General features: G+C 64.1%; 23 protein-coding genes and 1 pseudogene. 11 read left to right on the top strand and 13 right to left on the bottom strand.

All coding sequences use genetic code 11. From position 1 onward, the window contains the following. The first annotated feature begins 79 nt into the window (after positions 1-79). Positions 80-2,263, top strand: coding sequence for a 3-hydroxyacyl-CoA dehydrogenase NAD-binding domain-containing protein (locus P1U48_RS03480; RefSeq protein ID WP_301067244.1), 2,184 nt, complete (start codon positions 80-82; stop codon positions 2,261-2,263). A gap of 282 nt (positions 2,264-2,545) precedes the next feature. Continuing rightward, positions 2,546-2,833 carry a hypothetical protein gene (locus P1U48_RS03485; protein WP_301067246.1) on the top strand — a complete coding sequence of 96 codons (288 nt, stop codon included), beginning with the start codon at positions 2,546-2,548 and terminating at the stop codon, positions 2,831-2,833. A 161-nt stretch (positions 2,834-2,994) separates the two neighbouring features. Here the strand turns inward: P1U48_RS03485 and P1U48_RS03490 are convergent, their stop codons facing one another. Then, on the bottom strand, positions 2,995-3,696 hold the full coding sequence (locus P1U48_RS03490) for a Hint domain-containing protein (RefSeq protein ID WP_301067249.1): 702 nt from the start codon (positions 3,694-3,696) through the stop codon (positions 2,995-2,997). A 179-nt stretch (positions 3,697-3,875) separates the two neighbouring features. Beyond that, positions 3,876-4,520 (bottom strand): sulfotransferase family 2 domain-containing protein, encoded by a 645-nt coding sequence (locus P1U48_RS03495; RefSeq protein WP_301067251.1) that lies wholly within the window; start codon positions 4,518-4,520, stop codon positions 3,876-3,878. A gap of 104 nt (positions 4,521-4,624) precedes the next feature. On the opposite strand from P1U48_RS03495, the gene P1U48_RS03500 reads away from it, so the two are divergent. Together P1U48_RS03500 and P1U48_RS03505 are read left to right on the top strand one after the other, a co-directional pair. Then, positions 4,625-6,256: an AMP-binding protein gene (locus P1U48_RS03500; protein ID WP_301067253.1), complete on the top strand. Its 1,632-nt coding sequence runs from the start codon at positions 4,625-4,627 to the stop codon at positions 6,254-6,256. A 97-nt stretch (positions 6,257-6,353) separates the two neighbouring features. Beyond that, positions 6,354-7,376 (top strand): hypothetical protein, encoded by a 1,023-nt coding sequence (locus P1U48_RS03505; RefSeq protein ID WP_301067255.1) that lies wholly within the window; start codon positions 6,354-6,356, stop codon positions 7,374-7,376. An 85-nt stretch (positions 7,377-7,461) separates the two neighbouring features. Here P1U48_RS03505 and P1U48_RS03510 read toward each other — a convergent pair whose 3' ends face one another. From P1U48_RS03510 to P1U48_RS03535, 6 genes are all read right to left on the bottom strand, one after another. Beyond that, the gene (locus P1U48_RS03510; protein WP_301067257.1) at positions 7,462-8,850 is read right to left on the bottom strand and encodes an SPOR domain-containing protein; all 1,389 of its coding nucleotides are present in this window, start codon (positions 8,848-8,850) and stop codon (positions 7,462-7,464) included. A 139-nt stretch (positions 8,851-8,989) separates the two neighbouring features. Further along, positions 8,990-9,622 (bottom strand): uracil phosphoribosyltransferase, encoded by a 633-nt coding sequence (gene upp, locus P1U48_RS03515; protein ID WP_301067260.1) that lies wholly within the window; start codon positions 9,620-9,622, stop codon positions 8,990-8,992. Then, on the bottom strand, positions 9,619-10,608 hold the full coding sequence (locus tag P1U48_RS03520) for an adenosine deaminase (protein WP_301067263.1): 990 nt from the start codon (positions 10,606-10,608) through the stop codon (positions 9,619-9,621). The genes upp and P1U48_RS03520 overlap by 4 nt, the downstream gene beginning before the upstream one ends. Continuing rightward, entirely contained in the window at positions 10,605-11,816 is a 1,212-nt protein-coding gene (locus P1U48_RS03525; protein WP_301067266.1) for a phosphopentomutase, read from the bottom strand. Before P1U48_RS03525 ends, P1U48_RS03520 begins: the two co-directional genes overlap by 4 nt. Further along, positions 11,816-13,120: a thymidine phosphorylase gene (locus P1U48_RS03530; RefSeq protein WP_301067268.1), complete on the bottom strand. Its 1,305-nt coding sequence runs from the start codon at positions 13,118-13,120 to the stop codon at positions 11,816-11,818. The genes P1U48_RS03525 and P1U48_RS03530 overlap by 1 nt, the downstream gene beginning before the upstream one ends. 3 nt (positions 13,121-13,123) lie before the next feature. Next, positions 13,124-13,516 carry a cytidine deaminase gene (locus tag P1U48_RS03535; RefSeq protein WP_301067272.1) on the bottom strand — a complete coding sequence of 131 codons (393 nt, stop codon included), beginning with the start codon at positions 13,514-13,516 and terminating at the stop codon, positions 13,124-13,126. Positions 13,517-13,683: 167 nt separating this feature from the next. Here P1U48_RS03535 and P1U48_RS03540 point away from each other — a divergent pair, with 167 nt between their 5' ends. From P1U48_RS03540 to P1U48_RS03550, 3 genes and pseudogenes are all read left to right on the top strand, one after another. Continuing rightward, positions 13,684-15,963, top strand: coding sequence for an NADP-dependent malic enzyme (locus tag P1U48_RS03540; RefSeq protein ID WP_301067273.1), 2,280 nt, complete (start codon positions 13,684-13,686; stop codon positions 15,961-15,963). Positions 15,964-16,160: 197 nt separating this feature from the next. Further along, on the top strand, positions 16,161-18,059 hold the full coding sequence (gene prpE / locus P1U48_RS03545; protein WP_301067276.1) for a propionate-CoA ligase PrpE: 1,899 nt from the start codon (positions 16,161-16,163) through the stop codon (positions 18,057-18,059). A gap of 107 nt (positions 18,060-18,166) precedes the next feature. Beyond that, positions 18,167-18,307, top strand: a pseudogene (locus P1U48_RS03550) (IS5/IS1182 family transposase); the annotation flags it as partial. A gap of 114 nt (positions 18,308-18,421) precedes the next feature. Here P1U48_RS03550 and P1U48_RS03555 read toward each other — a convergent pair. Together P1U48_RS03555 and P1U48_RS03560 are read right to left on the bottom strand one after the other, a co-directional pair. After that, entirely contained in the window at positions 18,422-19,357 is a 936-nt protein-coding gene (locus tag P1U48_RS03555; protein WP_301067280.1) for a helix-turn-helix domain-containing GNAT family N-acetyltransferase, read from the bottom strand. Between the two features lie 59 nt (positions 19,358-19,416). Continuing rightward, positions 19,417-20,178, bottom strand: coding sequence for an NAD kinase (locus P1U48_RS03560; protein ID WP_301067281.1), 762 nt, complete (start codon positions 20,176-20,178; stop codon positions 19,417-19,419). Positions 20,179-20,362: 184 nt separating this feature from the next. Here P1U48_RS03560 and glyA point away from each other — a divergent pair, with 184 nt between their 5' ends. Further along, positions 20,363-21,646 carry a serine hydroxymethyltransferase gene (glyA, locus tag P1U48_RS03565; protein ID WP_301067284.1) on the top strand — a complete coding sequence of 428 codons (1,284 nt, stop codon included), beginning with the start codon at positions 20,363-20,365 and terminating at the stop codon, positions 21,644-21,646. 207 nt (positions 21,647-21,853) lie between these two features. Next, on the top strand, positions 21,854-22,723 hold the full coding sequence (locus P1U48_RS03570; protein ID WP_301067285.1) for a DUF817 domain-containing protein: 870 nt from the start codon (positions 21,854-21,856) through the stop codon (positions 22,721-22,723). Here P1U48_RS03570 and P1U48_RS03575 read toward each other — a convergent pair. Next, the gene (locus P1U48_RS03575) at positions 22,662-23,036 is read right to left on the bottom strand and encodes a hypothetical protein (protein WP_301067286.1); all 375 of its coding nucleotides are present in this window, start codon (positions 23,034-23,036) and stop codon (positions 22,662-22,664) included. The two genes, P1U48_RS03570 and P1U48_RS03575, sit on opposite strands and share 62 nt — an antisense overlap. Before the next feature lie 74 nt (positions 23,037-23,110). Between P1U48_RS03575 and P1U48_RS03580 the strand changes: the two genes are divergently transcribed. Further along, on the top strand, positions 23,111-23,875 hold the full coding sequence (locus P1U48_RS03580) for an alpha/beta fold hydrolase (protein ID WP_301067287.1): 765 nt from the start codon (positions 23,111-23,113) through the stop codon (positions 23,873-23,875). 252 nt (positions 23,876-24,127) lie between these two features. Here the strand turns inward: P1U48_RS03580 and P1U48_RS03585 are convergent, their stop codons facing one another. Both P1U48_RS03585 and P1U48_RS03590 read right to left on the bottom strand, forming a co-directional pair. After that, positions 24,128-25,051, bottom strand: coding sequence for a DUF1353 domain-containing protein (locus P1U48_RS03585; RefSeq protein WP_301067289.1), 924 nt, complete (start codon positions 25,049-25,051; stop codon positions 24,128-24,130). A gap of 101 nt (positions 25,052-25,152) precedes the next feature. Then, the gene (locus tag P1U48_RS03590) at positions 25,153-25,635 is read right to left on the bottom strand and encodes a cytochrome b/b6 domain-containing protein (RefSeq protein ID WP_301067292.1); all 483 of its coding nucleotides are present in this window, start codon (positions 25,633-25,635) and stop codon (positions 25,153-25,155) included. Positions 25,636-26,123: 488 nt separating this feature from the next. Here P1U48_RS03590 and P1U48_RS03595 point away from each other — a divergent pair, with 488 nt between their 5' ends. After that, the gene (locus P1U48_RS03595; RefSeq protein WP_301067294.1) at positions 26,124-26,636 is read left to right on the top strand and encodes a hypothetical protein; all 513 of its coding nucleotides are present in this window, start codon (positions 26,124-26,126) and stop codon (positions 26,634-26,636) included. Positions 26,637-26,831: the final 195 nt, after the last annotated feature.

The raw sequence follows: 26,831 nt of genomic DNA on the forward strand, positions 1-26,831 counted from the left end.
GCCCTCCCTCTCCCCCGCGGGGGAGAGGGGCGGGGTGAGGGGGCGGCGCGGATTATCACCCTGAGGAAAGGGAAGAGAAATGACTGATTTCACGATGGAAATAGGCGCCGACGGCGTCGCGCTGATCACCTGGGACCTGCCGGGGAAAAGCATGAATGTGTTGACCATGGCCGGCGCCGCCGAGCTGGAAGCGGCGGTTGACGCGGCACTGGCCGACGGTGCGGTCAAGGGCATCGTCATCACCTCCGGCAAAGAGACGATGGCCGGGGGCATGGATCTGAACGTGCTGGCCGATATGAAAACCGAAGGCGCCCAGGGCGTCTTTGACGGGATCATGTCGCTGCATGGCCTGCTGCGCAAGATCGAGCGCGCCGGGATGGATCCGAAAACCAACAAGGGCGGCAAGCCGATTGCCGCCGCCGTGCCCGGCACCGCGATGGGCATCGGGCTGGAATTGCCGCTGGCCTGCCACCGGTTCTTTGTCGCCGACAATCCCAAGGCGAAACTCGGCTTGCCGGAAATCCAGGTCGGGATTTTCCCCGGCGCCGGTGGCACCACCCGCCTCGTGCGCAAGCTTGGCGTGATGATGGCGGCCCCGTTCCTGCTGCAGGCCAAGATGAGCGATCCGCAGGGCGCGGTGAAAGCCGGGATCGCGGATGAGGTGGTGGCCGATCCGGTCGCCGCCGCCCGGGCCTGGGTGCTCTCCAACCCGGAGATCGTCAAACCCTGGGATGCCAAGGGCTACAAGATGCCCGGTGGCGCGCCCTATCATCCGGCGGGCTTCCAGACCTTTGTCGGCGCCAACGCGATGATCAACGGCCAGACCTGGGGCGCCTACCCGGCCCCCAAGGCGCTGCTCTCGGCGGTCTATGAGGGCGCGATGGTGCCCTTTGACACCGCCCTCAGGATCGAGGCGCGCTGGTTCACCAGCGTCATCATGAACCCATCATCCTCTGCGATGATCCGCTCGCTGTTCCTGAACAAGGAAGCGCTGGAAAAAGGTGCCAACCGGCCCGAGGCCCCCGATCAACGGGTCAAGAAAATGGGTGTCATGGGTGCCGGCATGATGGGCGCCGGGATCGCGCTGGTCTCGGCCCAGGCCGGGATCGAGGTGGTGCTGATCGACCAGAAACAGGAAGCGGCGGACAAGGGCAAAGCCTATGCCGAGGCCTATTTCGACAAGGGCATCAAGCGCGGCAAATCCACCGAAGCGAAAAAGGCCGAGGTGCTGGGGCGGATCAATGCCACCACCGATTACAATGCCCTGGCGGACGCCGATCTGATCATCGAAGCGGTGTTTGAGGATGTCGGCGTCAAGGCCGAGGTGACCAAGAACGTCGAGGCGGTGATCCCCGCGACCTGCATCTATGCCTCCAACACCTCGACCCTGCCGATCACCGGGCTGGCCAAGGCCTCAACCCGCCCGGATCAGTTCATCGGCATCCACTTCTTTTCGCCGGTCGAAAAGATGGCGCTGGTCGAGATCATCAAGGGCAAGAAGACCGGGGATCGCGCGGTGGCCAAGGCGCTGGATTATGTCCGCCAGATCCGCAAGACCCCGATCGTGGTCAATGACGCGCGGTTCTTTTTCGCCAACCGCTGCATCATCCCCTATCTCAACGAAGGTGCGCGGATGGTCAGCGAAGGCGTGACGCCGGTGCTGGTCGACAATGCCGCACGGATGCTGGGGATGCCGGTCGGGCCGCTGCAATTGATCGACGAAACCTCGATCGATCTGGCGGTGAAGATCGCCAAGGCGACGAAAGAGGCGATGGGCGCGGACTATCCCGCGGATGCCGAGGGTGTCGATGGGCTGATGTTCTGGCTGTATGACCAGGGGCGGTTGGGACGCAAATCCAACGCCGGGTTCTACAGCTATGATGACAAGGGCAAGCGCCTGGGCATCTGGGACGGGCTGACCGAGAAATACACCTCGAACAGCGACCGCCCCGAGGTTGACGAGGTGCAGGACCGGCTGATGTTCGCGCAGGTGCTGGAGGCGGTGCGCGCGCTTGAGGAAGGCGTGCTCGAGGATATCCGCGAGGGCGATGTCGGCGCGATCCTCGGCTGGGGCTTTGCGCCCTGGTCCGGCGGGCCGTTCTCCTGGCTCGATATCATCGGCGCAGCCGAGGCGGTGAAACGCTGTGACCGGCTGACCAAGGCGCATGGCGTGCGGTTCACCGCGCCCAAGCTGCTGCGTGAAATGGCCGACAAGGGAGAGACCTTCTATGGCCGCTTCGGCGCCGGTGCCAAGGCTGCCTGATAGCGCCACCAGTTGATCGAGAGGACCGCGCGCTATTCCGGCACGCGGTCCTTTTCTTTTGGCGGCAACGGCCGGACCCGCGCCTTCGCTGAGTCCCGCCCGAACATTACATGACAATTAATTTCATTCGGTGCCGCGCCCGGACGGTGGTATATCCATTGCGCGACGTTTCACCCGACTGACGGTGGCGCATTGTCAATTGCCGCCAGGTCGCAGCCAAATCCCTATTTGGCGCCGCCCCTCGCACGGCCCCGGTGCCACCAAATTTTTTTGGAGGATATCATGAAACGACTTTCCATGACTTTTGCCGCCACAATGTTGATCAGCGGCCCCGCCGCCGCCGATTGCGCCTATATGGGCGGCTATTACCCGGTCGGCAGCGTCATCTGCGCCGCCGGTGGCTGGCTCGAACAATGCACCGTGGCGGATTACTGGTCGGCGATCGGCCAATGCAATGCGTCGGACGATCCAACCGGCGGCATCAAGAAAGACGGGACCGAGACGTTTTCGACCGATACCGAGGTCAAGCGCGAGGACAGCGGAACCGCGACGAGCACGGCAACGGATTGAGCCAGGGGATTGATCCAAGCGATTGATCTGGCAGTAGCCGCGACCCGCCGTCAGACACGCGGCGCAAAGAAAAACCGCGTCCCCGTCTGGCAGGAACGCGGTTTGATTTACTCAGATCTGGCCGCCGGGAAACGGCGCAAATCAACAGGACAGGTCGGCGATCAGGCGACGCGGGGCATGTCGTAGACGATTTCCGCATCTTCGCAGCGGTCCTCGCCGTCAAGCCAGGCTTCGATGATCTCGCAACGGATGTCGGCGATCACACCGGCGTCGAAATCCGAGGACAGCAGCCGGTAATCCTGGCCGCCATTGGTTTCGAACAGCTGGCTGATCAGGTCACCCGCCGCAGCGCAGACGCAGAGCGCGCCATGGGCGGTGAACACGATCTCGTTTTCGTCGAACTGGATCACAAAGACCTCGACCGAGGCCAGGTGCGACACCCGTTCGATACCGCAGACACCTTCCAGCTCTTCGGCGCGGACCATGGCAAAGGGATCGCCCAGGGCGGCCTCGGCGGCGTCGCTTTCCACAACCAGACCCTGGTGCGGCAGAACGATCATCGCTTCGCGGTTGCCGAGCACCCCGGCCGGGACATGCAACGGACGGAATTGGCCCGGGCATTTGCCGATGCCGTTCCACAGCGGCTGACGGCGGATGGCGCGCACCGGGCGCAGGCCATTGTCAAAGGTCAGCACGGCATCGCCGACTTTGATGTCTTCGACGCGCTGCCAGCCGTGAATGGTGGCGACCTTGGTGCCGGCAACGATCCCGGACATGACGCCGGAATTGGCGCCGCCAAGGGCGGATTGGAGGGCCTCGTCTTCGTGGTGGCTCTGAAAGTCGTTGGTGATGAAGTCCAGCATAGTTTTGTTCCCGTGTCCTTCGGCTTTGTGCCGTTTGTTTTGATGACACCAATAAGCACCGACTTCGGGTCCGCCGTTTGCCGCCAAAAGGACAAAATTGGGGCATCGTTCTGCCATCGCGAACAATTGGGCGAAAAGAGGCAAATTGAAGCTAATTTTGGGCAGTTTTTCGGAGAGGTTTAGTAGCTGTAGCCGAATCTCGCGATATCGACGGCGCAATCAGCCGCGATCAGGGCCTGAGAGCGCGAATCATAGTAATCCCGGTAGTTCCTGCCCCGATCCGAGGCATTGGCCAGCGGCAGGGCCAGGCGGAACCCCAGGTGATCCCACAGCGGCTCGGCATCGGTTTCGACATGTTCCAGCCTTATATAGAGGTCACACATCTCGGCCCCGTCCGGCGCGCTGACATAGCTTTGCGCCGGATTGGCGCGAAATGCGGCACGGGTCTGTGGATGGGCGAGGAAGGCGGCGAAGCTCAGCTCGCGGGCCAGATGCACCGCCGGGTGTTCAAATCCCTGGCCGCGCAGCCAGTGATAATAGCTGACCGCCCGGTCCCAGGGATTGCGCACCAGGGTAAAGACAAACAGCGCCTGCATCTCGTCCCGGCTGAGCAGCCCGTCCAGATCGCCCAGGGTCGAATGTTTCCACAGCCGCCCTCTGCTCTGCACCCCGGCCAACCGCTTGCGCCGGTTCTGCGCCTTGGGGGTGTCGCCCAACATCAGGTCGTCTTTCATCGCCCGGGCTTCCAGCGCCAGCGCCATCGCGGTGCCGCCGGTTTTCGGGATATGGATGAATATATAGCGGCGACCGCGTGACAGGATCATCCGCACATGATTACCTGCCCGCCCGGCCCCGGCAATGCATCAGCTTGCGCCAAACTGCGGGGGACGGCAAAAAGGACACCTGTATTATGTAGGGGAGGACCAGTATGGGCTGGCTGAGTGACGAGACCGGGCTGGAAAAGACGCCCGCCAACCATGTGCCGCTGACGCCGCTGTCCAACCTGACCCGCGCCGCGCGGATCTGGCCAGAGCGGCTGGCGGTGGTCTATGGCCCGCATCGCAAGACCTACGGCGAGTATAAGGAGCGGGTAACGCGGCTGGCCTCGGCCCTCTCCGGACTCGGGGTTGAGCCGGGCGAAGTCGTCGCCACGATGATCCCGAACCTGCCCGCCCAGGTCGAGGCGCATTTCGGCGTGCCCGCCTGCGGCGCGGTGCTGAACGCGATCAACGTGCGGCTGGATGCGGATACCGTCGCCTATATCCTGGATCACGGCGGCGCCAAGGTGGTGCTGGTCGATCCGCAATTCCTGCCGACCCTGGCCGAAGCGATCGATCGGATGCAGGGCCCGGCACCGGTGGTTATCGAAGTGCCCGACGATCATGGCGGTGTCCATGCCAGCGGCCATTACATGACGTATGAGGACCTTTTGGCGCGCGGCAATCCGGCGTTTGACTGGATCATGCCGCAGGATGAATGGGAAAGCATCGCGCTGAACTACACCTCGGGCACCACCGGGCGTCCCAAGGGGGTGGTCTATCACCACCGCGGCGCACATCTGAACGCGATGGGCCAGATCCTGAGCTGGCGAATGGTGCTCTATCCCCGTTACCTGACCATCGTGCCGCTGTTTCACTGCAATGCCTGGTGTCATCCCTGGATGATCCCGCTGCTCGGCGGCACCATGGTCTGCCTGCGCGACATCGCCGCCGGACCGATGTTCGATGCTTTCGCCGATGAGGGCGTCACCCATTTCGGCGGCGCGCCAATTGTGCTGAACATGCTGGTCAACGCGCCCGAGGCCGAGAAGCGCCGGTTCGATCAGATCGTCGAGGTATTCACCGCCGGCGCGCCGCCTGCCCCGGCCACCCTCGCGGCGATCGAACCGATGGGCTTCAATGTCACCCAGGTCTATGGGCTGACGGAAACCTATGGCCCGGCCACCGAATGCACCTGGGACGACGACCTCTGGGGCGACTTGCAGGGCGATGACCGTGCCGCGATCAAGGCGCGCCAGGGTGTCGCGATGCCCGCCTATGAACATGTCACCGTGCTCGACAGCGACAACATGGATCAGGTGCCGATGGACGGCGCCACCCAGGGCGAGATCATGTTTCGCGGCAATGGGGTGATGAAGGGCTATTACAAGAACCCCGAGGCCACGGCAGAGGCGTTTCGCGGCGGCTATTTTCATTCCGGCGATCTCGCCATGCAGCATCCCGACGGCTATATGCAGATCCAGGACCGGGCCAAGGACATCATCATCTCGGGCGGCGAAAACATCTCGTCGGTCGAAGTCGAGGGGGTGCTGATGGGTCATCCCGATGTGCTGCTCTGCGCGGTGGTCGCCAAGCCGGACGAGAAATGGGGCGAGGTGCCCTGCGCCTTTGTCGAGCTCAAGGATGGGCGCAATGGCGATGCCGAGGCGCTGATCAGCTTTGCCCGCAACAAGCTGGCCGGATTCAAGACGCCGAAATCGGTGGTGTTTGGCGAATTGCCGAAAACCTCGACCGGCAAGATCCAGAAATTCGAACTGCGCGCGCGGGCGCGACAGCCCTGACCCGCCGGTCACACCCTGCGCCAGAGGCGAATTGCCCGAGACTGCATCGCGGTGTAGTCTTGCCCGAAGTGGCAGAGCAGAACGGCACGAACCGGCAATGACGGCCCTCAGCGAATATCAGCGTCTTGAGGCGCGCGGCCTGTGGCGCGAACGGGCAGAAGACCAGCGCCGTGAGGTGGTGGCCTCACTGGGCGACGCCACTCTGGTACTGACCGACACCAATGACCGGGCTCTGGCGCATTGGTCGCTGGCCGCGGTGATCCGCCTCAATCCCGGCGAACTCCCCGCGATCTACAGCCCCGACGGGCTGGATCAGGAAACCCTGGAACTGCCCGCCGATGAAACCGTGATGGTCGCCGCCATCGAAAAAGTGCGCCGGGCGATCGAGAACCGCCGCCCGCATCCTGGCCGCCTGCGGATCGGGGTCCTTGGCGCCACCGCCGTCGGCCTGGCGCTGCTAGCGGTGTTCTGGCTGCCCGGCGCCCTGGAAAACCACGCCCTGTCGGTGGTGCCCGAGGTCAAGCGGGTGGCGATCGGCGAGGCGCTGCTTGAGCGCATCCGCCATGTCGCGGGCGCCCCCTGCGATGACATCGACGGGCGCGCGGCACTGGCCCGGCTGGCCGCCCGGCTGCCCGGCCCGAACGGTTCGTTCCGCATCCATGTGATGCGCGACGGGGTGCGCGGCGCGATCCTGCTACCCGGCGACCTGGTGCTGTTGAACCGGACGGTGGTCGAGGACACCAGCGATCCCGATGTGGTCGCCGGCTATGTCATCGTCGCGGATCGCCGCGCCCGTGAGCGTGATCCGCTGGGCCGCTTGCTGGCGGCGGCGGGGCCACTGGCGACGTTGCGGCTGCTGACCACCGGGGTGCTGAGCGACGAGGTCATCGAGTCCTATGCCCGCAGCCTGCTGACCACCCCGCAAGAGCCGCTGTCGAATGAGGATATCCTGAGCGGGTTTCGCGATCACGGGGTCCGCGCCACCCCCTATGCCTATGCGCTGGATATCACCGGTGAAAGCACCATCGGCCTGATCGAGGCCGACCCCTACCCCACCGGCGCGCCGGTCCCGGTGCTGGTGGATGCCGATTGGCTGCGCCTGCAGGCGATCTGCGAATAACCCCGGGTCGATCAATCCGCGCGGCCAAAGCAAAAGGGGCGCAGAAACCGCGCCCCTCTCTCTATACATAGTCCGAATTCAGGCTTCAGCGCCGGGTAAAGGCATCCCGGAAACCGGACCGCTGGGCGATCTGCAGGGCCCGCGCCAGCGAGGTGCCATCGGCAAACGGGCCGGTCATCACCAGGCTGAATTCCTTTGAACCGCGCCGATACTTGCCCATCCGCACCGGCAGGCCCGCCGATTTGAGACGCTGCGCGGCCCGGTTGGCATTGCCGATTTCGCCAAAGGCCCCGACCTGCACAAAGCGATGCCCCGAAGGTGTCGCGCGCGGGGCCGAGCGGGTCGAGACCACAGCGGTGGCTTTCGGGGCCGGTGCTGCGGCGGGCGCCGATGCGGTTTCAAAGCCAAAGACCTGCGCCAAGGTCTTGGGCTTGGCCCGGGTCTTTACCTGGGTCCGAGGCTCGGCCACGGCCACTTTGGCACGCGGCGCTGGCTTGGCCCGGCCGCTGGTCGACACCACTGGCGCCCGGTAATTCGGGAACAGCCTGGTGACATCACGGCCCGTGCGGCGGTCGATCAAGCGACGCGGCACCGTGCTGGTCCAGATCAGATCGGTCTGGCGAATGCCTTCACCGGTCATTTCGGCGCGCCGTGTGTTCAGCCGGTCATCCTCGAACGCCGGCCGGTATCCCGGTGGCGTGACCATCAGCGACGCGGCCTTGCGGTGATCTTCATAGACGGCGCGGGGCACCACGCGCACCCCCGGCGGAATCTCGGATTTCTTCAGCACGGTGCCCGGAGCCAGCCTGCGACCGGCATAGGCCGCGCGGCCATGGGAGGACGCGCCACCATAGCCATTGGGCGACGCCGCCTGCGGACCGCAGCGCACCTCGACCCGACCGCCATTGGTGCTGACATAGCGCCGACCGACGGGAGACAGATTGGGGCAGGCAATTTCACCCGGCGACAGATCGCGGGCCGGTGCCACCGGGCGCGCCTGGGAATAGACCCGCGGCTTTTGCACCGGTTTCGGCGCAGGCGCTGTTGCGACCGTGGGCATCACACGCACCACCCGTCGGGTGGTCCGCAACGGCGCCGGAGTCGGCGCCGCGACGGGCCGGGGTGCGGGCACGGCGACCGGACGCGCAGCGGCAACGACGCGCGGCACCGGTTTCGGCTGCGGCGCGGCGGCGACACGCGGGGCCGGTTTCGGCGCGGTTTGTTGTTCGGGCTTGGCAGCCTGGATCACCGCCACCTTGTCGGTCGATTGGGTGGGCTGGGCCGTGGCCTGGCTGCGATCGGCAAGGCTCGGCTTGTAGCCACAGACAACCTGCCGGTTGCGCGCCACGCGCGGCACCCAGGTCACCTGACCGCCGACACCCGCCCGAATATAGACGCAGCCCTTGCTGTCGACATATTGATTGGCCTTGTAGGAGGATGGCGGATATTCTGCCGGTCCGGCATCAGACTTCAAGCTCTGGGCTTGTGCCGCTGACACGGAAACCCCCAAGATAATGGTTGCTACCCAAATTGCTCTGCTCAACATCATTATGCCCCCATAATGTAGATGGCATTCTGCCTGAGCACAGGCAGTGAGTAAACCGGTAAATCGCTTATTTAGTGCCGAACATGCGGTCGCCCGCATCCCCTACCCCTGGCACAATATACCCATGTTCGTTCAGGCGTTGGTCCACAGCCGCCGTCACGATGGGCACGTCGGGATGCGCCTCCTTCATCCGCTGAATGCCCTCGGGCGCGGCCAAAAGGCACATGAAACGGATGTTGGTGGCCCCCGCCTCTTTCAGCAGATCAATCGCCGCTACCGAGGAATTGCCGGTGGCCAGCATCGGGTCGAGGGCGATCACCAGACGATCCTCCAGCGCTTCGGGCACCTTGAAATAGTACTGGATCGGCTGCAGCGTCCGCTCGTCGCGATACAGCCCGACAAACCCGACCCGTGCCGCCGGGATCAGCTCCAGCACCCCGTCGAGCAGCCCATTCCCGGCCCGCAGGATCGAAATCAGCGCCAGTTTCTTGCCGTCCAGCGTCGGCGCGTCCATCGGCTCTATCGGGGTTTCGATGCGATCAATCGTCATCGGCAATTCGCGGGTGACCTCATAGGCCAGCAGCAGGCTGATCTCGCGCAGCAGCTGGCGGAACGACTTGGTCGAAGTCGACTTGTCGCGCATGATCGACAGCTTGTGCTGCACCAGCGGGTGATCAACGATGGTCAGGTGTTTGCTCATCCAGGTGTCTCCAGTCGTTTTTCGATGCGTGCCTTGGTGTCCTCGTCGCAGAAGGCGGCATCAAGGGCGGTGCGGGTGATCTCGGCGAAATCTTCGGCCTGCCAGCCAAAGGCGCGCGCCAATTCGTCGAATTCGCGGGTCATATCGGTGTGAAAGAACGGCGGGTCGTCGGTCGATACCGTGACCTTCACCCCGCGCGCACGCAGCTTTTCAATCGGGTGATCCTGCCAGGACGGATAAAGCCCCAGCGCCACGTTCGATCCCGGACAGCATTCCAGCACCACGCCGCGCTCGGCCAGCTCATCGACCAGCGCCAGATCCTCGATCGCGCGGACGCCGTGGCCGATCCGCTCGACCCTGAGATCGCTCAGCGCCTCGCGCACCGATTGCGGCCCGCCCCATTCCCCGGCATGGGCGGTCAGCCGCAGCCCGGCCTCGCGGGCGCAATCGAATGACCAGAGGAAATCGCGCGGGCGGCCCTTGCCCTCGTCCCCGGCAATGCCGAAACCGGTGATGAAATCCCCCACCGTATCCGCCGCGCAGAGCGCCGCTGTCCGGGCCTGCTCGGGTCCGAAATGGCGGATGCAGGTGATGATGCCGCGCAGGGTGATGCCGTCCTTGGCCTCAGCCTGGGTCGCAACCTCTTGCATCGCGCTCAGATACTCGCGCCAGGCCGCAACATCGCCACCGCCGCAGAAATCTGGCGACAGGAAGGTTTCGCAATAGATCACCCCGTTTTCGGCGCTCTGTTCCAGCACCGCGCGGGTCAGCCGGGCGTAATCCTCAGGGCTTTGCAGCACCGAGGTCGCGACCTCATAAACCTGAAGGAAATGCACGAAATCGCGGAAGGCGTAATTGCCGTCCTGATCAAAGACCTTGTGAATATCGACATGCTTTTCCGCGGCCAGCCCGCGAATGAACGCCGACGGCGCCGCACCCTCAAGATGCAGGTGCAATTCGACCTTGGGAAAGGCTTGCCATCTCATAGGAAACTCCGCCCCGGCCCGGCGGCGGGCACGCCAAGGTGATCGGCGATGCTGGCGGCGACATCGCTGAAGGCGATCAGCCCGGGTGATCCGGCGCCCTTGCCCGCCACCAGCACCGGCACCCGTTCGCGGGTGTGATCGGTGCCGGTCCAGGTCGGATCGTTACCGTGATCGGCGCTGACCACCAGCATGTCACCAGTGCGCAATCGCGGCAGCAGTCTACCCAGCTCGGCGTCAAACCACTCCAGCGCCCGTGCATAACCTGCGACGTCGCGGCGGTGACCGTAAAGGCTGTCGAATTCGACGAAATTGGCGAATGTCAGGCTGCCGTCCTCGGCGGTGCCGATCAGTTCGGACAGGGCCAGCATCAGATCGGCATCGCTGCCCTTGACCACATCATCAATGCCGCGCATCGAAAAGATATCGCCGATCTTGCCGACGCCGTGCACCTTGCGCCCGGCCGATTGCACCCAGTCACACAGGGTCGGCGCGGGCGGGGCGATGGCGAAATCCTTGCGGTTGATGGTGCGGGTAAAGCCCTGCTCCGCGTCACCGGTGAACGGGCGGGCGATGACCCGGCCAACCCGCATGCCATGCAGCACCGGCGCCACCGCCTTGCAAAGGTCATAGAGCCGTTGCAGGCCGAACGCCTCTTCATGCGCCGCGATCTGGAACACGCTGTCGGCAGAGGTGTAGCAGATCGGCCAGCCGCTGCGGATGTGCTCGGCCCCCATTTTGGTAACGATATCGGTCCCCGAGGCATGACAATTGCCGAGGATGCCATCGGTCCCGGCCGCCGCGCAGACCGCCGCGATCACCTCGGGGGGGAAGGACTCCTCCAGCTTGGTGAAATAGGCCCAGTCCCAGGGCACCGGCACCCCTGCCAGATCCCAATGGCCTGATGGCGTGTCCTTGCCCTGGCTCGCCTCGGTGGCCGCGGCGTAGAGCCCCACCGGTTCCGCCGAGAGCCCCGGCGTCGCCTCGCCCGAAGCCAGCCGCACCGCCGCACCCAGCCCCAGCGCATCCATCACCGGCAGGTGCAGCGGCCCGCTGCGGCCCTGATCGGCGCGCCCGGCGGCACAGGCCTGGGCGATATGGGCCAGGGTGTTGGCGCCGGTGTCCGGCACATCGCCGTTGAAATAGCGCCCGGCATCCGGGGCACCGCCACAACCAACACTGTCGATGACAATCAGAAAGGCACGCGACATCAGCTGATCCTTTCGTGGATCAAGGGCGGCACCACCGGCACCACCTCGCCCAGGGTCACCGCCGCCAGCACCGCCGCCACGGCCTGATCCGCCGCTTCGGTGCGCGCCGCATGGACCCGGGCCAGCGGCTGGCCCCTGGCAACCAAGGTGCCCAGCGGCAGCACATCCGACAGCCCGACCGAGGGGTCGATCACATCGCCCTCGACCTGACGACCGCCGCCCAGATCGACCACCGCCAGGCCCAGCGCTTCACCGTCATAGGCGCTGATATAGCCATCGCGCGGCGCGACCACCTCGCGGATCACCGTTGCCTCGGGCAGAAACCGCGCCCAATTGTCGACAAAGGCCACCGGCCCGCCCATCAGCGCCACCATCTGGCCAAAACGTTCCGCCGCCTGACCCGAGGCGATCGCAGTCGCAATCGCCTCCGCCCCCGCCGTCACATCGTGCGCCAAACCGGCCGAGGCCAACACCACCCCTCCCAGTGCGGCGGTGATCTCGGCCAGCGGGCCGGAGGCGGCACCGGTCAGCACCCGCATCGAGTCCGCCACTTCCAGTGCGTTGCCAAGGGTCGGGGCCAGCGGTTGGTTCATATCGGTCAGCACCGCCGAGGTCGGGCAACCGGCCGCATTGGCGGTGCTGACCAGCGCCTTGGCCAGTGCCCGTGCATCGGCCTCGGATTTCATGAAGGCGCCAGAGCCGAGCTTGACGTCGAGCACCAGCGCATCCAGCCCCGCCGCCAGCTTCTTCGACAGGATCGAGGCGGTGATCAGATCGAGGCTCTCGACCGTCGCGGTCACATCGCGGATCGCATAGAGCCGCTTGTCCGCCGGGGCGATTTCGGCGCTGGCCGCAACGATCGCGCAGCCCGCCTTGGCCACCACCTGACGGAACTGCGCCTCGTCCATCTGGGTGGTCAGCCCGGGGATCGCTTCCATCTTGTCCAACGTGCCGCCGGTATGGCCCAACCCGCGCCCGGAAATCATCGGCACATAGGCGCCGCAGGCGGCCAGCGCCGGGGCCAGGACCAGCGACACGCAATCGCCGATCCCCCCGGTCGAATGCTTGTCGATTGCCGGGCCAGGCAGATCCCATGCCAGGGTCTTGCCGCTGTCGCGCATCCCCAGGGTCAGCGCCACCCGGCCCTCCTCGCCCAGCCCGTTCAGCAGCGCGGCCATGGCAAAGGCCCCGGCCTGGGCATCGCTGACACTGCGGTCAGCCAGCCCGGCGGCGAACCAGCGCAGCTCGTCCCTGGTCGGGGTTTCGCCGTCGCGCAGCCGGGCGATGATGCGGCGGGCATCCATCGCTCAGGCCTTTGCCATATGGCTGGCGTCAAACCGGCCCGGCAGCAGTTCGGCAAGAGTCATCACCCGGGTTGCGCCATCGAGGGTGCACATCGTCACCGGCGTATCGCCCGCGCCGAATTCCACCAGCTTTTGCCGACAGCCGCCGCAGGGCGGCACGGGCGCCGGGCTGTCGGCGATGACCAGAACCTCGTTCAACTGCCTGTCGCCGGCGGCGATCATCGCGGCAATTGCCCCGGCCTCGGCACAGGTGCCTTCGGGATAGGCGACATTTTCGACATTGCAGCCGACATAGATCCGCCCGCTGGCTGCGCGGATCGCGGCGCCGACCTTGAAACGCGAATAGGGCGCATGGGCGTTTTCGCGCACTTGCGTCGCGGCTGAGAGCATATCCATATCGGCCCCTGTTTTGATCCAGCCAGTGTCGACAAGGCGTCGCCAGTTTGCAAGGGTGCACACAAGCCTAACCCTACGGCAATTTAGGGGCCGCGCGCGGATCCGCTTTCCGCGCCGAAGAAATCGGTTTAACGCTAAACTATTCGAGTCTGAAAGGGCAGAACACCATGGCGGATGTTGGCAAGGAAACCCTGCGGCAGGCGGCGCTGGCCTATCATGAGCTGCCCAAACCCGGCAAGCTTGAGGTCCGCGCGACCAAGCCGCTGGCCAATGGCCGCGACCTGAGCCTGGCCTATTCCCCCGGCGTCGCCGAGGCCTGTCTTGAAATCAAGGCCGATCCGACCATCGCCTCGCGCTATACCGCGCGCGGTAATCTGGTGGCGGTGGTGACCAATGGCACCGCAGTGCTGGGGCTGGGCAATATCGGGCCGCTGGCCAGCAAACCGGTGATGGAGGGCAAGGCCGTCCTGTTCAAGAAATTTGCCGGGATCGATTGCTTTGACATCGAGCTGAACGAATCCGACCCGGTGAAACTGGCCGATATCGTCTGTGCCTTGGAGCCGACCTTTGGCGCGATCAACCTTGAGGACATCAAGGCGCCCGATTGCTTTGTCGTTGAAAAGCTGTGCCGTGAACGGATGAATATCCCGGTGTTCCATGACGACCAGCATGGCACCGCCATCGTCGTCGGCGCGGCGGCGACCAATGCGCTGCGGGTCGCCGGCAAGGCGTTTGAGGATATCAAGATCGTCAGCACCGGCGGCGGCGCGGCGGGGATTGCCTGCCTCAACATGCTGCTGAAACTCGGCGTCAAACGCGAAAACGTCTGGCTTTGCGACATTCACGGGCTGGTTTACCAGGGCCGGGCCGAGGATATGAACCCGCAAAAGGCGGTTTACGCGCAGCCCAGCGACAAGCGCAGCCTGGCCGAGGTCATCGAGGGCGCCGATCTGTTCCTCGGCCTGTCCGGACCTGGCGTGCTGACCCCGGATCTGGTGGTGAAAATGGCCAAACGGCCGATCATCTTTGCCCTGGCCAACCCGACCCCCGAAATCATGCCGGACGAGGCCCGTGCGGTGGCGCCGGATGCAATCATCGCCACCGGGCGCAGCGATTTTCCCAATCAGGTCAACAACGTGCTGTGCTTTCCCTTCATCTTTCGCGGGGCGCTGGATGTCGGCGCGACCGAGATCAACGATGATATGAAAATCGCCTGCATCGAAGGCATCGCCGCCCTCGCCCGCGCCACCACCAGCGCCGAGGCGGCAATGGCCTATCGCGGCGAACAGCTGACCTTTGGTGCCGATTATCTGATCCCGAAACCATTTGATCCGCGCCTCTCTGGCGTGGTGTCGACCGCCGTCGCCAAGGCGGCGATGGAAACCGGCGTGGCCACCCGCCCGCTTGCGGATCTCGAGGCCTATCGGCAAAATCTCAATTCCTCGGTGTTCAAATCGGCGCTGCTGATGCGGCCGGTGTTTCATGCCGCGCGCTCGGCCGCGCGTCGCATCGTCTTTGCCGAAGGCGAGGATGAGCGGGTGCTGCGCGCCGCCCAGGCGATCCTTGACGAAACCACCGAACAACCGATCCTGATCGGCCGCCCCGAGGTGATCGAGCGGCGCTGCAAACGCGCCGGGCTGAAAATCCGCCCCGGTATCGATTTCCACATCGTGAACCCGGAAAACGACCCGCGCTATCGCGATTACTGGGGCACCTACCATTCGCTGATGTCACGGCGCGGCGTCACCCCGGACCTGGCCCGCGCCGTGATGCGCACCAACACCACCGCCATCGGCGCGGTGATGGTGCATCGCGAAGAGGCCGACAGCCTGATCTGCGGCACCTTCGGCCAGTTCCTGTGGCACATGAACTATGTCCAGCAAGTGCTGGGCACCGGCGATCTGCATCCGGTCGGTGCGCTGTCGCTGATCATCCTTGAGGACGGACCGCTGTTCATCGCCGACACCCATGTGCACCACGAGCCGACGCCGGAACAGATCGCCGAAACGGTGATCGGCGCCGCCCGCCACGTGCGCCGCTTCGGGCTGGAGCCGAACATCGCGCTGTGTTCGCATTCGCAGTTCGGCAACCTCGACAATGACAGCGGGGTGCGGATGCGCGCCGCCCTCGACAGCCTCGATTCCGCGCCGCGCAACTTTCATTACGAGGGCGAGATGCATATCGACGCCGCGCTCGATGCGACCCTGCGCGCGCGCATCTTCCCCGAGACGCGGATGCAGGGCGCGGCCAACGTGCTGGTCTTTGCCAATACCGATGCGGCGTCGGGCGTGCGCAATATCCTCAAGATGCGCGCCGGCGGGCTCGAGGTCGGGCCGATCCTGATGGGCATGGGCAATCGCGCCCATGTGGTCACCCCCTCGATCACCACCCGCGGGTTGCTGAACATGAGCGCCATCGCCGGCACCCCGGTGGCGCATTACGGGTGATATCGTGCCAACACGGATGAAAAAGAAATTTACCAACTATTCCAAAGGCTGTGAAGTCCTTTTACAAGCCAGGCAAAACCCGCAATGTTACCGCAAACCTGCGACCGCGTCGCACAGGTTGCGCACTTGATTGGTGTCATGTCGCGGGTCTATCAGACATGGCAATCAGCACGCACGCGGGATGGAGGAGAACGCGGATGAGCTATGCAGACGTGTATCAGGCTTGGAAATCAGACCCCAACGGGTTCTGGATGGAACAGGCCGAGGCAATCGACTGGATCGAAAAGCCGTCAAAGGCGCTGTTTGATGAAAACACGCCGCTTTACGAATGGTTCGTCGATGGCCAGGTGAATACCTGTTGGAACGCCGTCGACCGCCATGTCGAGAATGGCCGTGGCAGCCAGATTGCCATCATCCACGACAGCCCGATCACCGGCACCATTCACAAGATCACCTTTGCCGATCTGCGCAACCGCGTCGCCCGGCTGGCCGGGGCGCTGCGCGCCCAGGGCATCGAAAAGGGCGACCGGGTGATCATTTACATGCCGATGGTGCCCGAAGCGCTTGAGGCGATGCTGGCCTGCGCCCGTCTGGGCGCGATCCATTCGGTGGTGTTCGGCGGCTTTGCCGCGCATGAACTGGCGGTGCGGATCGACGATTGCACGCCCAAGGCGATCATCGCCGCCTCTTGCGGGCTGGAGCCGGGCCGGGTGGTGCAATACAAGCCGCTGCTCGACGGCGCGATCGAACAATCGACCCACAAGCCCGATTTCTGCGTCATCTTTCAACGCGAACAAGAGGTTGCCAAGCTGATCGAGGGGCGGGATCACGATTGGCACGGCTTTCAATATGGCGTCGAGCCTGCCGATTGCGTGCCAGTCGCAGGCGATCACCCGGCCTATATTCTCTATACCTCCGGCACCACCGGTCAGCCCAAGGGGGTGATCCGCCCCACTGGCGGCCATCTGGTGGCGCTGAACTGGTCGATGAAGAACATCTATGATGTCGGCCCTGGCGATGTGTTCTGGGCCGCCTCGGATGTCGGCTGGGTCGTCGGCCACAGCTATATCTGCTACGGGCCGCTGATCAATGGCAACACCACCATCGTGTTCGAGGGCAAGCCGGTGGGCACGCCCGACGCCGGCACCTTCTGGCGGGTGATCTCCGAACATAAGGTCAAAAGCTTCTTTACCGCGCCCACCGCATTCCGCGCGGTGAAGCGGGTCGATCCCAAGGGCGATTTCGTCCGCAAATACGACCTGAGCGCGCTGAAAACCATCTATCTGGCCGGGGAACGCGCCGACCCGGACACCATCAACTGGGCCCAAGAGATGTTCGGCAAGCCGATCATCGACCATTGGTGGCAGACCGAAACCGGCTGGTCGATTGCCGCCAACCCGGTCGGGATCGAATTGCTGCCGATCAAGGTCGGTTCACCCTCGGTGGCGATGCCCGGCTATGACGTGCAGATCCTCGATGAGGCCGGTCACCCGATGAAGCCCGGTGAACTGGGTGCCATCGCGGTGAAACTGCCGCTGCCGCCGGGCACCCTGCCCAGCCTCTGGAACGCCGAAGACCGGTTCCGCAAAAGCTATCTCAACACCTTTCCCGGCTATTACGAGACCGGCGATGCCGGCATGATCGATGCGGATGGCTATCTCTACATCATGGCGCGCACCGATGACGTGATCAATGTCGCCGGACACCGCCTGTCGACCGGGGCGATGGAAGAGGTTCTGGCCAATCACCCCGATGTTGCCGAAACTGCGGTGATCGGGGTTTCGGACCCGCTGAAAGGCCAGACCCCGGTCGGGTTCCTGTGCCTGACCAACGGGGTGAACCGCCCGCACGATGAAATCGTGAAAGAGGTGGTCGCCATGGTGCGCGATCAGATCGGCCCGGTGGCGGCATTCAAATCCGCCGTGGTGGTAGATCGCTTGCCGAAAACCCGCTCGGGCAAGATCCTGCGCGCCACGATGGTGAAGATCGCGGACAGCGAGGCCTTCAAGATGCCCGCGACCATCGACGATCCGGAAATTCTCGACGAAATCCGGGTGGCGCTGCAAAGCATCGGCCTGGCCAAGGAGACAGCCTGACCGACACAGGTCAGGGTGGTCGGAGGCCTTAGCAGGTTGCTGAACGAGCCCTGCCTCGACAGGGCTGTGAGAACATGATTCACCCTTTGGGCCGCACCGACGGGGGTGAGGAAGCGTTCGGATGGGCCAAAACCGTCGGCGGCATGGCTCGGACCATGGATCGCGGCGTCGAACGCGTCCGGTCGCGGTTCATTCTGGCAATGGCCGCCAACCACCTCGCCAGACCACCCCGGTTGCGTGCCGCATGACGCGGAGAGACGATCCACGGGGCACATGTCGAGCCGCCTAAGGGCATCGCGATCAGGCGAAACAGCCCTGAAGCGGGGACAGCCTTCCGGTTAAGGGACTGTTTCGGCACCCTGTTAAAGGTCGCGGCCCCAGGTCTGGCCGATCAGGTCATGGCCAAAGCTGTGATGCGCAGTTTCCTCGATCAGGCGGAACCCGGCGTGGATGTAAATCCGCCGAGCCGAACGCAGCACGTCATTGGTCCAGAGTTCGATCCGCCGATAGCCTGCGGCGCGGGCAAAGCTGAGGCATTCCTCGACCAGGGCCCGCCCGATGCCACGGCCACGCGCCGCGCCTTCGACATGCAGCAGCCGCAGCTGGGCGGTGGTCTTGTCCTTTTTCACCAGGAACACCGCGCCCACCGGCTCGCCATCAATCTCGGCGATCCAGCCGGTTTCACGCTTCGGGTCATGCGCCTTGGTGAAATCCGCCAGGATTTGCAGAACCAACGCCTCATACTCAGCGTTCCAGCCGTATTCCCCAGCATAAAGCACCGATTGCCGCCAGATCACCCAGCCCATGTCGCCGGGTTCCAGCGGCCGCAGATCCACCGGCACCGCGGGGTGCGGACGGGCCCCCAGCAGCCGGGTGATCAGCCGCATCGCCCGCACCACCCGGGTCCGGTCGCTGCCGGTCAGCTTTTCCAGCGCCGCCGCGGTCTGCTCTGATGACCGCCGGTCCAATTGAGTGAATTCCACCTTGCCGGTTTCGGTCAGGGTGATGTTCAACCGCTTGGCATTGGCCTTCTGGGCGGCGCGTTCGATCAGCCCGGCTGTCTCCAGCCCCGACAGGATCCGTGACAATTGCCCGGCATCCATCCTGAGCGCCCGCGCCATATCAGCGGCCTGGGTGTTTTTCGGGCCGGTGGCAATCTCATGCAACACCCGTGCCTGCGGCAGCGAGAACTCGCTTTTCAGCATCCGGTCCGACAGCGCATCGACGAAACCGGTGTAGAATCGTGAAAAGCGGCGCAGTTCGGACACCGCGCGGGGGGTTGATGTTGACTCGATCATTATTGACTTAGTCAACAATGTGCCGTGAAAGTCAAGCCTTCACCTGACGCCAACCAGCGTCAAACAAATTGTTCGCTGATCAACCGTTCTTCCAGCCCGTGGCCCGGATCGAACAGGATCCGATGGGCAATCGTCGGTTCGGACTTGATCTCGACCGCGATCACGTCGCGCACCGAGCGACTGTCGGCATCTGCCATCACCGGGCGTTTTTCGGCCTCAAGCACGTCAAAGCGGACCATTGCGGTCTTTGGCAGCAGGGCGCCGCGCCAGCGCCGGGGCCGGTACGCCGCCATCGCCGTCAGCGCCAGCACATCGGCGCCGATGGGCAGGATCGGACCATGGGCGGAATAATTATAGGCGGTCGACCCGGCCGGGGTGGCCACCAGCGCGCCGTCACAGACCAGCTCGGGCAACCGGACCTTGCCATCGACGCTGATCCGCAGCTTGGCCGCCTGTGGCCCGGCGCGCAGCAACGAGACCTCGTTCAGCGCCAGCGCCCGATGCTCGGAGCCGTCAGAGCGGGTGGCCAGCATCGACAGCGGGTTGATCACCTCTTCCTCGGCCAGCTTCAGCCGCTCGGACAGATCGTCCTCGGAATATTCGTTCATCAGAAACCCGACGGTGCCGCGGTTCATCCCGTAGACCGGTGCTGGCAGGTCCTGGGTGCGGTGCAGCGTGTGCAACATGAACCCGTCGCCGCCCAGCGCGACGATCACATCCGCCTCGGCTTCGGGCACATTGCCATAGCGCGCCATCAGCGTTGCGCAGGCAGCTTGCGCCGAGACTTCGCGACCGGCCGCAAAGGCGATCTTCGTGTTCATGCCGGTCTGGTCCCGTTTCCGATAGCGATCATACGGTTCCGAAACAATCACATCCGCCCCACCGGCGCCAGCCCAGCCCACTGATGCAGCGGTTTCAAGATCATTATGTCGCGATCCGGCCTTTTTCCCGGCCGACATTGCCGCTAGGAAACGGCAACGCAATTCCCCAGGAAGGACCATTCCCATGACGGATGCCGGCTTCTTTTCCGCCACCCTCGCCGACCGCGACCCCGAAATCTTCGACACGATCAGCAAAGAGCTCGGTCGCCAACGAGACGAGATCGAGCTGATCGCCTCGGAAAACATCGTCTCGGCTGCAGTGCTAGAGGCGCAGGGATCGGTCCTGACCAACAAATACGCCGAAGGCTATCCCGGCAAACGCTACTACGGTGGCTGCCAATTCGTCGACATCGCCGAAACCCTGGCCATCGAGCGGGCGAAACAGCTGTTCGATTGCGGTTTTGCCAACGTGCAGCCGAATTCCGGCAGTCAGATGAACCAGGCGGTGTTCCTGGCGCTGCTGAAACCCGGCGACACCTTCATGGGGCTCGACCTGAATTCCGGTGGCCACCTGACCCATGGCTCCCCCGTCAACATGTCGGGCAAATGGTTCAACGTGGTCAGCTATGGCGTGCGCCAGCAGGATCAACTGCTGGATATGGAAGATATCCGCGCCAAGGCGCTGGAACACAAACCCAAGCTGATCCTCGCCGGTGGCACCGCCTATTCCCGGGTTTGGGACTGGGCCGCCTTCCGCGCCATCGCCGACGAGGTCGGCGCCTATCTGATGGTCGACATGGCCCATATCGCCGGTCTGGTCGCCGGTGGCGCGCATCCCTCGCCGCTGCCGCATGCCGATGTGGTCACCACCACCACCCATAAATCCCTGCGCGGCCCGCGCGGCGGGATGATCCTGACCAATGATCCCGACATCGCCAAAAAGGTGAACTCGGCGGTGTTTCCCGGCCTCCAGGGCGGCCCGCTGATGCATGTGATCGCGGCCAAGGCCGTGGCCTTTCACGAGGCGCTCGGCCCGAGCTTCAAATCCTATGCCGCCCAGGTGGTGGCCAATGCCCGGGCGATGGCGGACCAGCTGATGAAGGGCGGCATCGACATCGTGTCGGGCGGCACCGACAACCATCTGATGCTGGCCGACCTGCGCCCCAAAAAGGTGACCGGCAAGGCCGCCGAGGCCGCCCTCGGCCGCGCCCATATCACCTGCAACAAGAACGGCATCCCGTTTGACCCGGAAAAACCCTTTGTCACCTCGGGCATCCGGCTCGGCACCCCGGCCGGCACCACACGCGGCTTTGGCGAGGCCGAGTTCCGCCAGATCGCCGACTGGATCGTCGCGGTGATGGACGGGCTTTCGGCCAATGGCGCCGAAGGCAATGCGGCGGTTGAGGCCAGGGTCAAGGCCGAGGTTGCCGGTCTCTGCGCGCGCTTTCCGCTCTACCCGAATTTCTGATCGACGCGGACGGGACCAGAAGACTCTCGCCTCCGGCGGGGATATTTAGAACCAGAGGAAGCAGGTGGATTGTCGCCTGGCTTCCTCTGGTCACAAATATCCCGGGGGGCGGCCACAGGCCGGGGGGCAGAGCCCCCATCGCGCGCCGCCCGGCCTTGCGCGGCGCCGGGCAGGGCAGGGCCGCAGAAGGGCGTCAGGAGGCCCCGCATGAACACCAGCCGAAGAGATCAACGGCCCATGCTTGTCACCTGGGGCCATACGGCGCTGATCTTTGTCGCCGGCCAGCTCTGGGCGGCGCTGTTTGCCCTGATCATCCTCAGCGCGATCATCGTGACCAAGGCAATTTGGCAACCCGATTGGGCGCTGGCGCGTTACGATGCGCTGGTGCTCATCGCTCTGGTCGCGCAGATCCTGATGCTGGTGTTCCGATTGGAAACCCTGGATGAGGCCAAGGTGATCCTGCTGTTTCATATCACCGGCACGGTGATGGAGCTGTTCAAGGTCAATATCGGCAGTTGGCACTATCCCGAACCGGGCTTGATCAAGCTTTTGGGCGTGCCACTGTTCACCGGCTTCATGTATGCCTCGGTCGGCTCTTATATCGCCCGCTCAATCCGGCTGTTCGGCATCGTACTGGCGCCATTCCCGCCCTACCCTCTGGTCACCGCGCTGGCGCTGGCGATCTATGTGAATTTCTTTGCTCACCATTACCTGCCCGACATCCGCATCGCGCTGTACGTCGCAACCTTGCTGGTGTTCTTTCGCACCCGGCTCTGGCTGCAGACCAGGGCAGGCCAGCGCTCGCTGCCGCTGCCGATGGCGGCGCTGATCGTCGCTGGGCTGCTCTGGGTGGCCGAGAATATCGGCACCTTCACCGGCACCTGGGCCTATGCCGGGCAATTGCGCTGGGAGGCGGTCAGCTTTCGCCTGATCGGATCCTGGTATCTGCTGTTCTATGTCGCCTTTGCCACGGTGCTGATCGTGTTCCGCGACGCCTGCCGGCCTGGGCCCTGGCTCAGATCCAGCCGCGCCAGCGAGCCAGCGCCAGAAGCGCGGCCGCCAGCAACAGCAGATTGAAGGCGATCGACGCCAGGGTCGAAAGCACCGCGCCCTTGCGCCGGTCCGCCGGGTCGATCGTTTCCAGGAAACTGGCCAGCGCGGCGCTGTCACGGCGCAGCCGGTCCATGTCAATCTGCCGTGACAGCCGCGGATGCGTGGCCAGGCGCTGCGCCGCCACCACCTCGCGCCCGGCCTTGCGCATGGCATGTGGCAGCCGTCGCCCGGCCTTGCACAAGGCCGCGTCCAGATGGGTGTTGCGAAAGCCGAACTTGGCCTCCAGCAGCTTTTCCAGCCGCCCGACGATCACCGAAATCTCTTTGTCGTCACCCATTCCGCGCGTTCATCCGGCCTGTTTTTCCGCTGGCGCATCTTGTGCCACCCGCGGCGCAGCATTACCCAAGGATCATGTTGAACACCATCCTTCACGGCCTCCCCGGGGACCAGCCGCCGCTGCTGATCGTGCACGGGCTCTATGGCTCTGCCCGCAATTGGGGGGTGATCGCCAAACGCCTGTCCGAAGCCCGGCAGGTGATCGCCGTCGACCTGCGCAATCATGGTACCAGCTTCTGGGCCGACAGCCACAGCTATGACGATCTGGCCGCAGATCTGGCCGAGGTTCTGGAAGAACACGGCCCGGCGGATGTCCTCGGCCATTCGATGGGCGGCAAGGCGGCGATGGTGCTGGCGCTGCGCCGCCCCGACCTGGTCAGACGCTTGATCGTCGCCGATATCGCGCCGGTCAGCTATGGTCACAGCCAACTCGACAATATCAATGCGATGCGAGCGGTCGATCTGACCCGGGTCGAACGGCGCAGCGACGCCGATGCCCTGCTGGCCCGCCAGATTGCCGATCCGACGCTGAGGGCGTTCTTTACCCAATCACTGGATGTGGCCAACCGGCGCTGGCGGCTGAACCTGGAGGTGCTGGCCCAGGAAATGCCGAAAATCATCGGCTTTCCCGAAATTTCGGGATCGTTCGAAGGCCCGGTGCTGTTCCTGACCGGGGCCAACTCGACCTATGTCCGCCCCGAACATCGCGATCTGATCAAGGCGCGGTTCCCGATGGCGGTATTTGCCAAGATCCCCGGCGCCGGTCATTGGCTGCATGCCGAAAAACCGCGCGAATTCGAAGCAGCGGTGGCCGAATGGCTGGGCCGCCCGATCCCCTAGCCCTCGGCGAGGATGCCACGCGCCACCAGCCAGGCCACCGGAATCGCGATGACAAAGCCCGACCCCGCCGCAGCGAGGATCGGGATCAGCGTGTCATAGCCCATGGTCGGCACCAGAACCCTCAGGCGGCCCCCAGGGAGATGGCAACCAGGCTGAACAGGGCAAGGGCAAGGCGTCGCATGGCGACCTCCGCGATGCATGCGCTCTGGCCCGCACATGTATCACATGCCGAATGTCACGCCTTGATCCTGGTCAGAGCCCACTGCCGGTCTCCGTCCCGGCGGTCGGATCGGCCACTGCCGGATTGGCGATCTCGGCCGACTCGCCAATTGGCGTCGTCACCGGCCCCGGATCGGGGGCCTCCGCCTGCGGCTCGGCCGGGTGCGAGGGGCCATCACCGCCCGCCTGTTCCGCCGCCAGGGCCGCCAGCGCCTGTTGTTCCTGACGCTGGATATAGCTCTCGATCTGGCCGACGCCGGGATTGTTGGTTTCGATCCAGACCTTGACGCGGCGCATCATCGCCTGCAACTCAGCGGTCGACACCCGGCCCAGGGCCTGACCGCGCAGCCCGCGGGTGACCGCTGCGACCCGGGTGCCCTGGGTCGAGACGATCGCCTCGGCCGAACGGTCCTGACGCATGTCAAAGGTCTTGTCCCCCGGCAGCCAGCGCGGCCCGCCGAGATAGACCGCCGCGAACATCAGCTTGGACCGGATCTCATCGGTGCCGCCAACCCGCAGCCCGTCATAGAACATCCGATGTGTCGCCTCCCAGGTGGCGTCGTGAAAGCCGGGCAATTCGGTGTTGCCGATACCGCAGATCGCATCATGCATCGCTGCCGCATTGACGAATTCGCGGCTGGTCGGATTGCCGATGATCTGCGCAAAGACCACCGGGATCGAGGCGCCATCGGTCAGCGTGCCAACCGGCGCGCGCCAGTGTCGCCCCATGCCGTCGACGAACTCCAACGCCTCGCGGGTCGGATGAAACGCGTAGGGCCGCCCTGGCAGCGACACCTTTTTCGGAGAAAGTTTGACCGGCGCATTCAGGAACCGGCAAGTGGGCGAGGCCGGATCGGCACAGAAATCGCGCCCCTTCGCGGCGTCAGGGACCTGGGTCAGATCGCCAGTGCAGCCGGAAATTGCGGCCAGAGCCGCGACGAGAGTCAGAATTCGCATATAAAACCAGCATAATTTGAATAGGGCTTAATGCGCGGAATTCTGCCGAGTCTCACCCCTCGCCGCAAGGGCTTAACTGCCGGTCGGGGCCCCTGCCCGCCCTAGCGCGAGCGCCGCATCCGGTCCATCAGCCCGTCCTTCAGCACGAATTGGTGAAACAGCGCCGCGACGGTATGCAGCCCGATCAGGATCAGGATCAGCGAGGTCAGCAGATCATGCACCTCGGCCGCGATCTTGATCTCGCCGCCCCAGGCCGCCATGCCGGAGAGCGGCGTCAGGACGATCAGCACGTAAAGCGCCAGATGGGTCCAGTTCGCCACCTTGTTCATCAGCGGATTGCCACCCGCCGGCAGAGGCGGCACGCCACGGATCAGCCGCAGGGCGATCCGCCAGATCGCAAAGAGCAGCACCGCGATGCCGGGAATGATATGCAGCAAGGCCCCGAAGGTCTGGGTCTTGACCCCGGTGTCCTGAAACACATGCCAGGCGGCGCCGATCCAGTCATTGGCCAGGAATTGCAGCAGGATGAGGCCGGCGACCAGCCAATGCAGGATGATCTGAAGGCGGGAGTAATGGGTTGGCATGGCAAGTCCTCGGTGGGTTGCAGGTCACAGGCTGATACCGGCCAGACGGCGATTTCCGTCACCAGGATACCGGCAGGGTGGCGCGGGACGCCAGTGCCAATTGGCCGCCCCTGCCGGGGGTGGGACCCAGCGTCGCGCCAGTGGCGCAGCCTATACCCGGCGAACGGTAGGCGCATCAGCGAGACCAGGCCTGTGGCGGCGGTTATGCCGAGTGCAGAGGGCGGCGCCTGCCGGGGTGAGACGGGACCGTCGCGCCAGTGGCGCGGCGAAAGCCCGGCGAACGGCAGGCGCATCAGCGAGACCAGGCCTGTGGCAACGGTTATGCCGAGTGCGGAGGGCGGCGCCTGCCTGGGTAGGCGCGAATGCGCCTGCCGGGGGGCAGGTAGGCGCAGCCCGGCGGTGCCGGGCGGGGTTACGCCCCCCAATCGACAAGATCCCGGACTAAATGATAGCATCCTACAACATGGAATTTTTCAGCGAGGCCGCAAATGAACTTCCAAGTCAACCTTCATCTCCCCAATGATCTATTGGTTGATATAGGTCAGTATTTGCAGCTATCCGTTCATGTTGAATTAGAAATTTGCCAAATTGTCGCCATCGTGGAAAGCAGATCTTCCAAGATTGATGAATGGGGACCAGAATTCTTAAAACTCCGAAAAATGCCGCAGAACGAATTGATTAAGAAAGCAAAAAATGTCCTACCCAACCTGAGTCAGGAGGTGCCCAGCGGCGCAGTAAACTATATAAATAGATGTATGATCTATATAGAGCAGAACGCCAAGTACAGGCACATGGTCGTTCACGGCGCCTTTTCATTTGACGATACAAATGGAGATTGCTGTATCAATTACCTACACTGGCGAAGAAATCACGGCCAACGTATCGCTGAGCAAGATACAACAAGAATTACGCAAGAAATGCGCAAGGATGCACTAAGAAACTTGGAGCAATTATTGGGCGGCCTAATCTGGGCAAAAGATAAGATCTTAGCCGAGCATTAAATTACCTGAAAGCACGGCACACACGTTCGGCCAAATTGAATGACGAAGGTCCGTAACACCCCACCCCCACCGCGTGCGCCCGCAGGTTGCTGCGCAACCCGCTTTCGCGCACCCTCCGCATTGACGATAGACAGCCTTAGCTGTCACGTCCCGTAAGCTGGTAAGGAATTTTCTTGAACAGCTCTGGTTTGAGTT

The organism is Pseudooceanicola sp. (assembly GCF_029213205.1).
Classification (GTDB): domain Bacteria; phylum Pseudomonadota; class Alphaproteobacteria; order Rhodobacterales; family Rhodobacteraceae; genus Pseudooceanicola.

Bases quoted from the DNA above. Each gene is read 5' to 3' on its own strand.
- glyA (WP_301067284.1), top strand. From the start codon at position 20,363: ATGACGGATGCCGGCTTCTTTTCCGCCACCCTCGCCGACCGCGACCCC.
- P1U48_RS03580 (WP_301067287.1), top strand. From the start codon at position 23,111: ATGTTGAACACCATCCTTCACGGCCTCCCCGGGGACCAGCCGCCGCTG.
- P1U48_RS03525 (WP_301067266.1), bottom strand. From the start codon at position 11,816: ATGTCGCGTGCCTTTCTGATTGTCATCGACAGTGTTGGTTGTGGCGGT.
- P1U48_RS03500 (WP_301067253.1), top strand. From the start codon at position 4,625: ATGGGCTGGCTGAGTGACGAGACCGGGCTGGAAAAGACGCCCGCCAAC.
- P1U48_RS03485 (WP_301067246.1), top strand. From the start codon at position 2,546: ATGAAACGACTTTCCATGACTTTTGCCGCCACAATGTTGATCAGCGGC.
- P1U48_RS03490 (WP_301067249.1), bottom strand. From the start codon at position 3,696: ATGCTGGACTTCATCACCAACGACTTTCAGAGCCACCACGAAGACGAG.
- P1U48_RS03505 (WP_301067255.1), top strand. From the start codon at position 6,354: ATGACGGCCCTCAGCGAATATCAGCGTCTTGAGGCGCGCGGCCTGTGG.
- P1U48_RS03495 (WP_301067251.1), bottom strand. From the start codon at position 4,520: ATGATCCTGTCACGCGGTCGCCGCTATATATTCATCCATATCCCGAAA.
- P1U48_RS03560 (WP_301067281.1), bottom strand. From the start codon at position 20,178: ATGAACACGAAGATCGCCTTTGCGGCCGGTCGCGAAGTCTCGGCGCAA.
- P1U48_RS03530 (WP_301067268.1), bottom strand. From the start codon at position 13,120: ATGGATGCCCGCCGCATCATCGCCCGGCTGCGCGACGGCGAAACCCCG.
- P1U48_RS03520 (WP_301067263.1), bottom strand. From the start codon at position 10,608: ATGAGATGGCAAGCCTTTCCCAAGGTCGAATTGCACCTGCATCTTGAG.
- P1U48_RS03595 (WP_301067294.1), top strand. From the start codon at position 26,124: ATGAACTTCCAAGTCAACCTTCATCTCCCCAATGATCTATTGGTTGAT.
- upp (WP_301067260.1), bottom strand. From the start codon at position 9,622: ATGAGCAAACACCTGACCATCGTTGATCACCCGCTGGTGCAGCACAAG.
- P1U48_RS03555 (WP_301067280.1), bottom strand. From the start codon at position 19,357: ATGATCGAGTCAACATCAACCCCCCGCGCGGTGTCCGAACTGCGCCGC.
- P1U48_RS03590 (WP_301067292.1), bottom strand. From the start codon at position 25,635: ATGCCAACCCATTACTCCCGCCTTCAGATCATCCTGCATTGGCTGGTC.
- P1U48_RS03535 (WP_301067272.1), bottom strand. From the start codon at position 13,516: ATGGATATGCTCTCAGCCGCGACGCAAGTGCGCGAAAACGCCCATGCG.
- P1U48_RS03540 (WP_301067273.1), top strand. From the start codon at position 13,684: ATGGCGGATGTTGGCAAGGAAACCCTGCGGCAGGCGGCGCTGGCCTAT.
- prpE (WP_301067276.1), top strand. From the start codon at position 16,161: ATGAGCTATGCAGACGTGTATCAGGCTTGGAAATCAGACCCCAACGGG.
- P1U48_RS03480 (WP_301067244.1), top strand. From the start codon at position 80: ATGACTGATTTCACGATGGAAATAGGCGCCGACGGCGTCGCGCTGATC.
- P1U48_RS03585 (WP_301067289.1), bottom strand. From the start codon at position 25,051: ATGCGAATTCTGACTCTCGTCGCGGCTCTGGCCGCAATTTCCGGCTGC.
- P1U48_RS03575 (WP_301067286.1), bottom strand. From the start codon at position 23,036: ATGGGTGACGACAAAGAGATTTCGGTGATCGTCGGGCGGCTGGAAAAG.
- P1U48_RS03570 (WP_301067285.1), top strand. From the start codon at position 21,854: ATGAACACCAGCCGAAGAGATCAACGGCCCATGCTTGTCACCTGGGGC.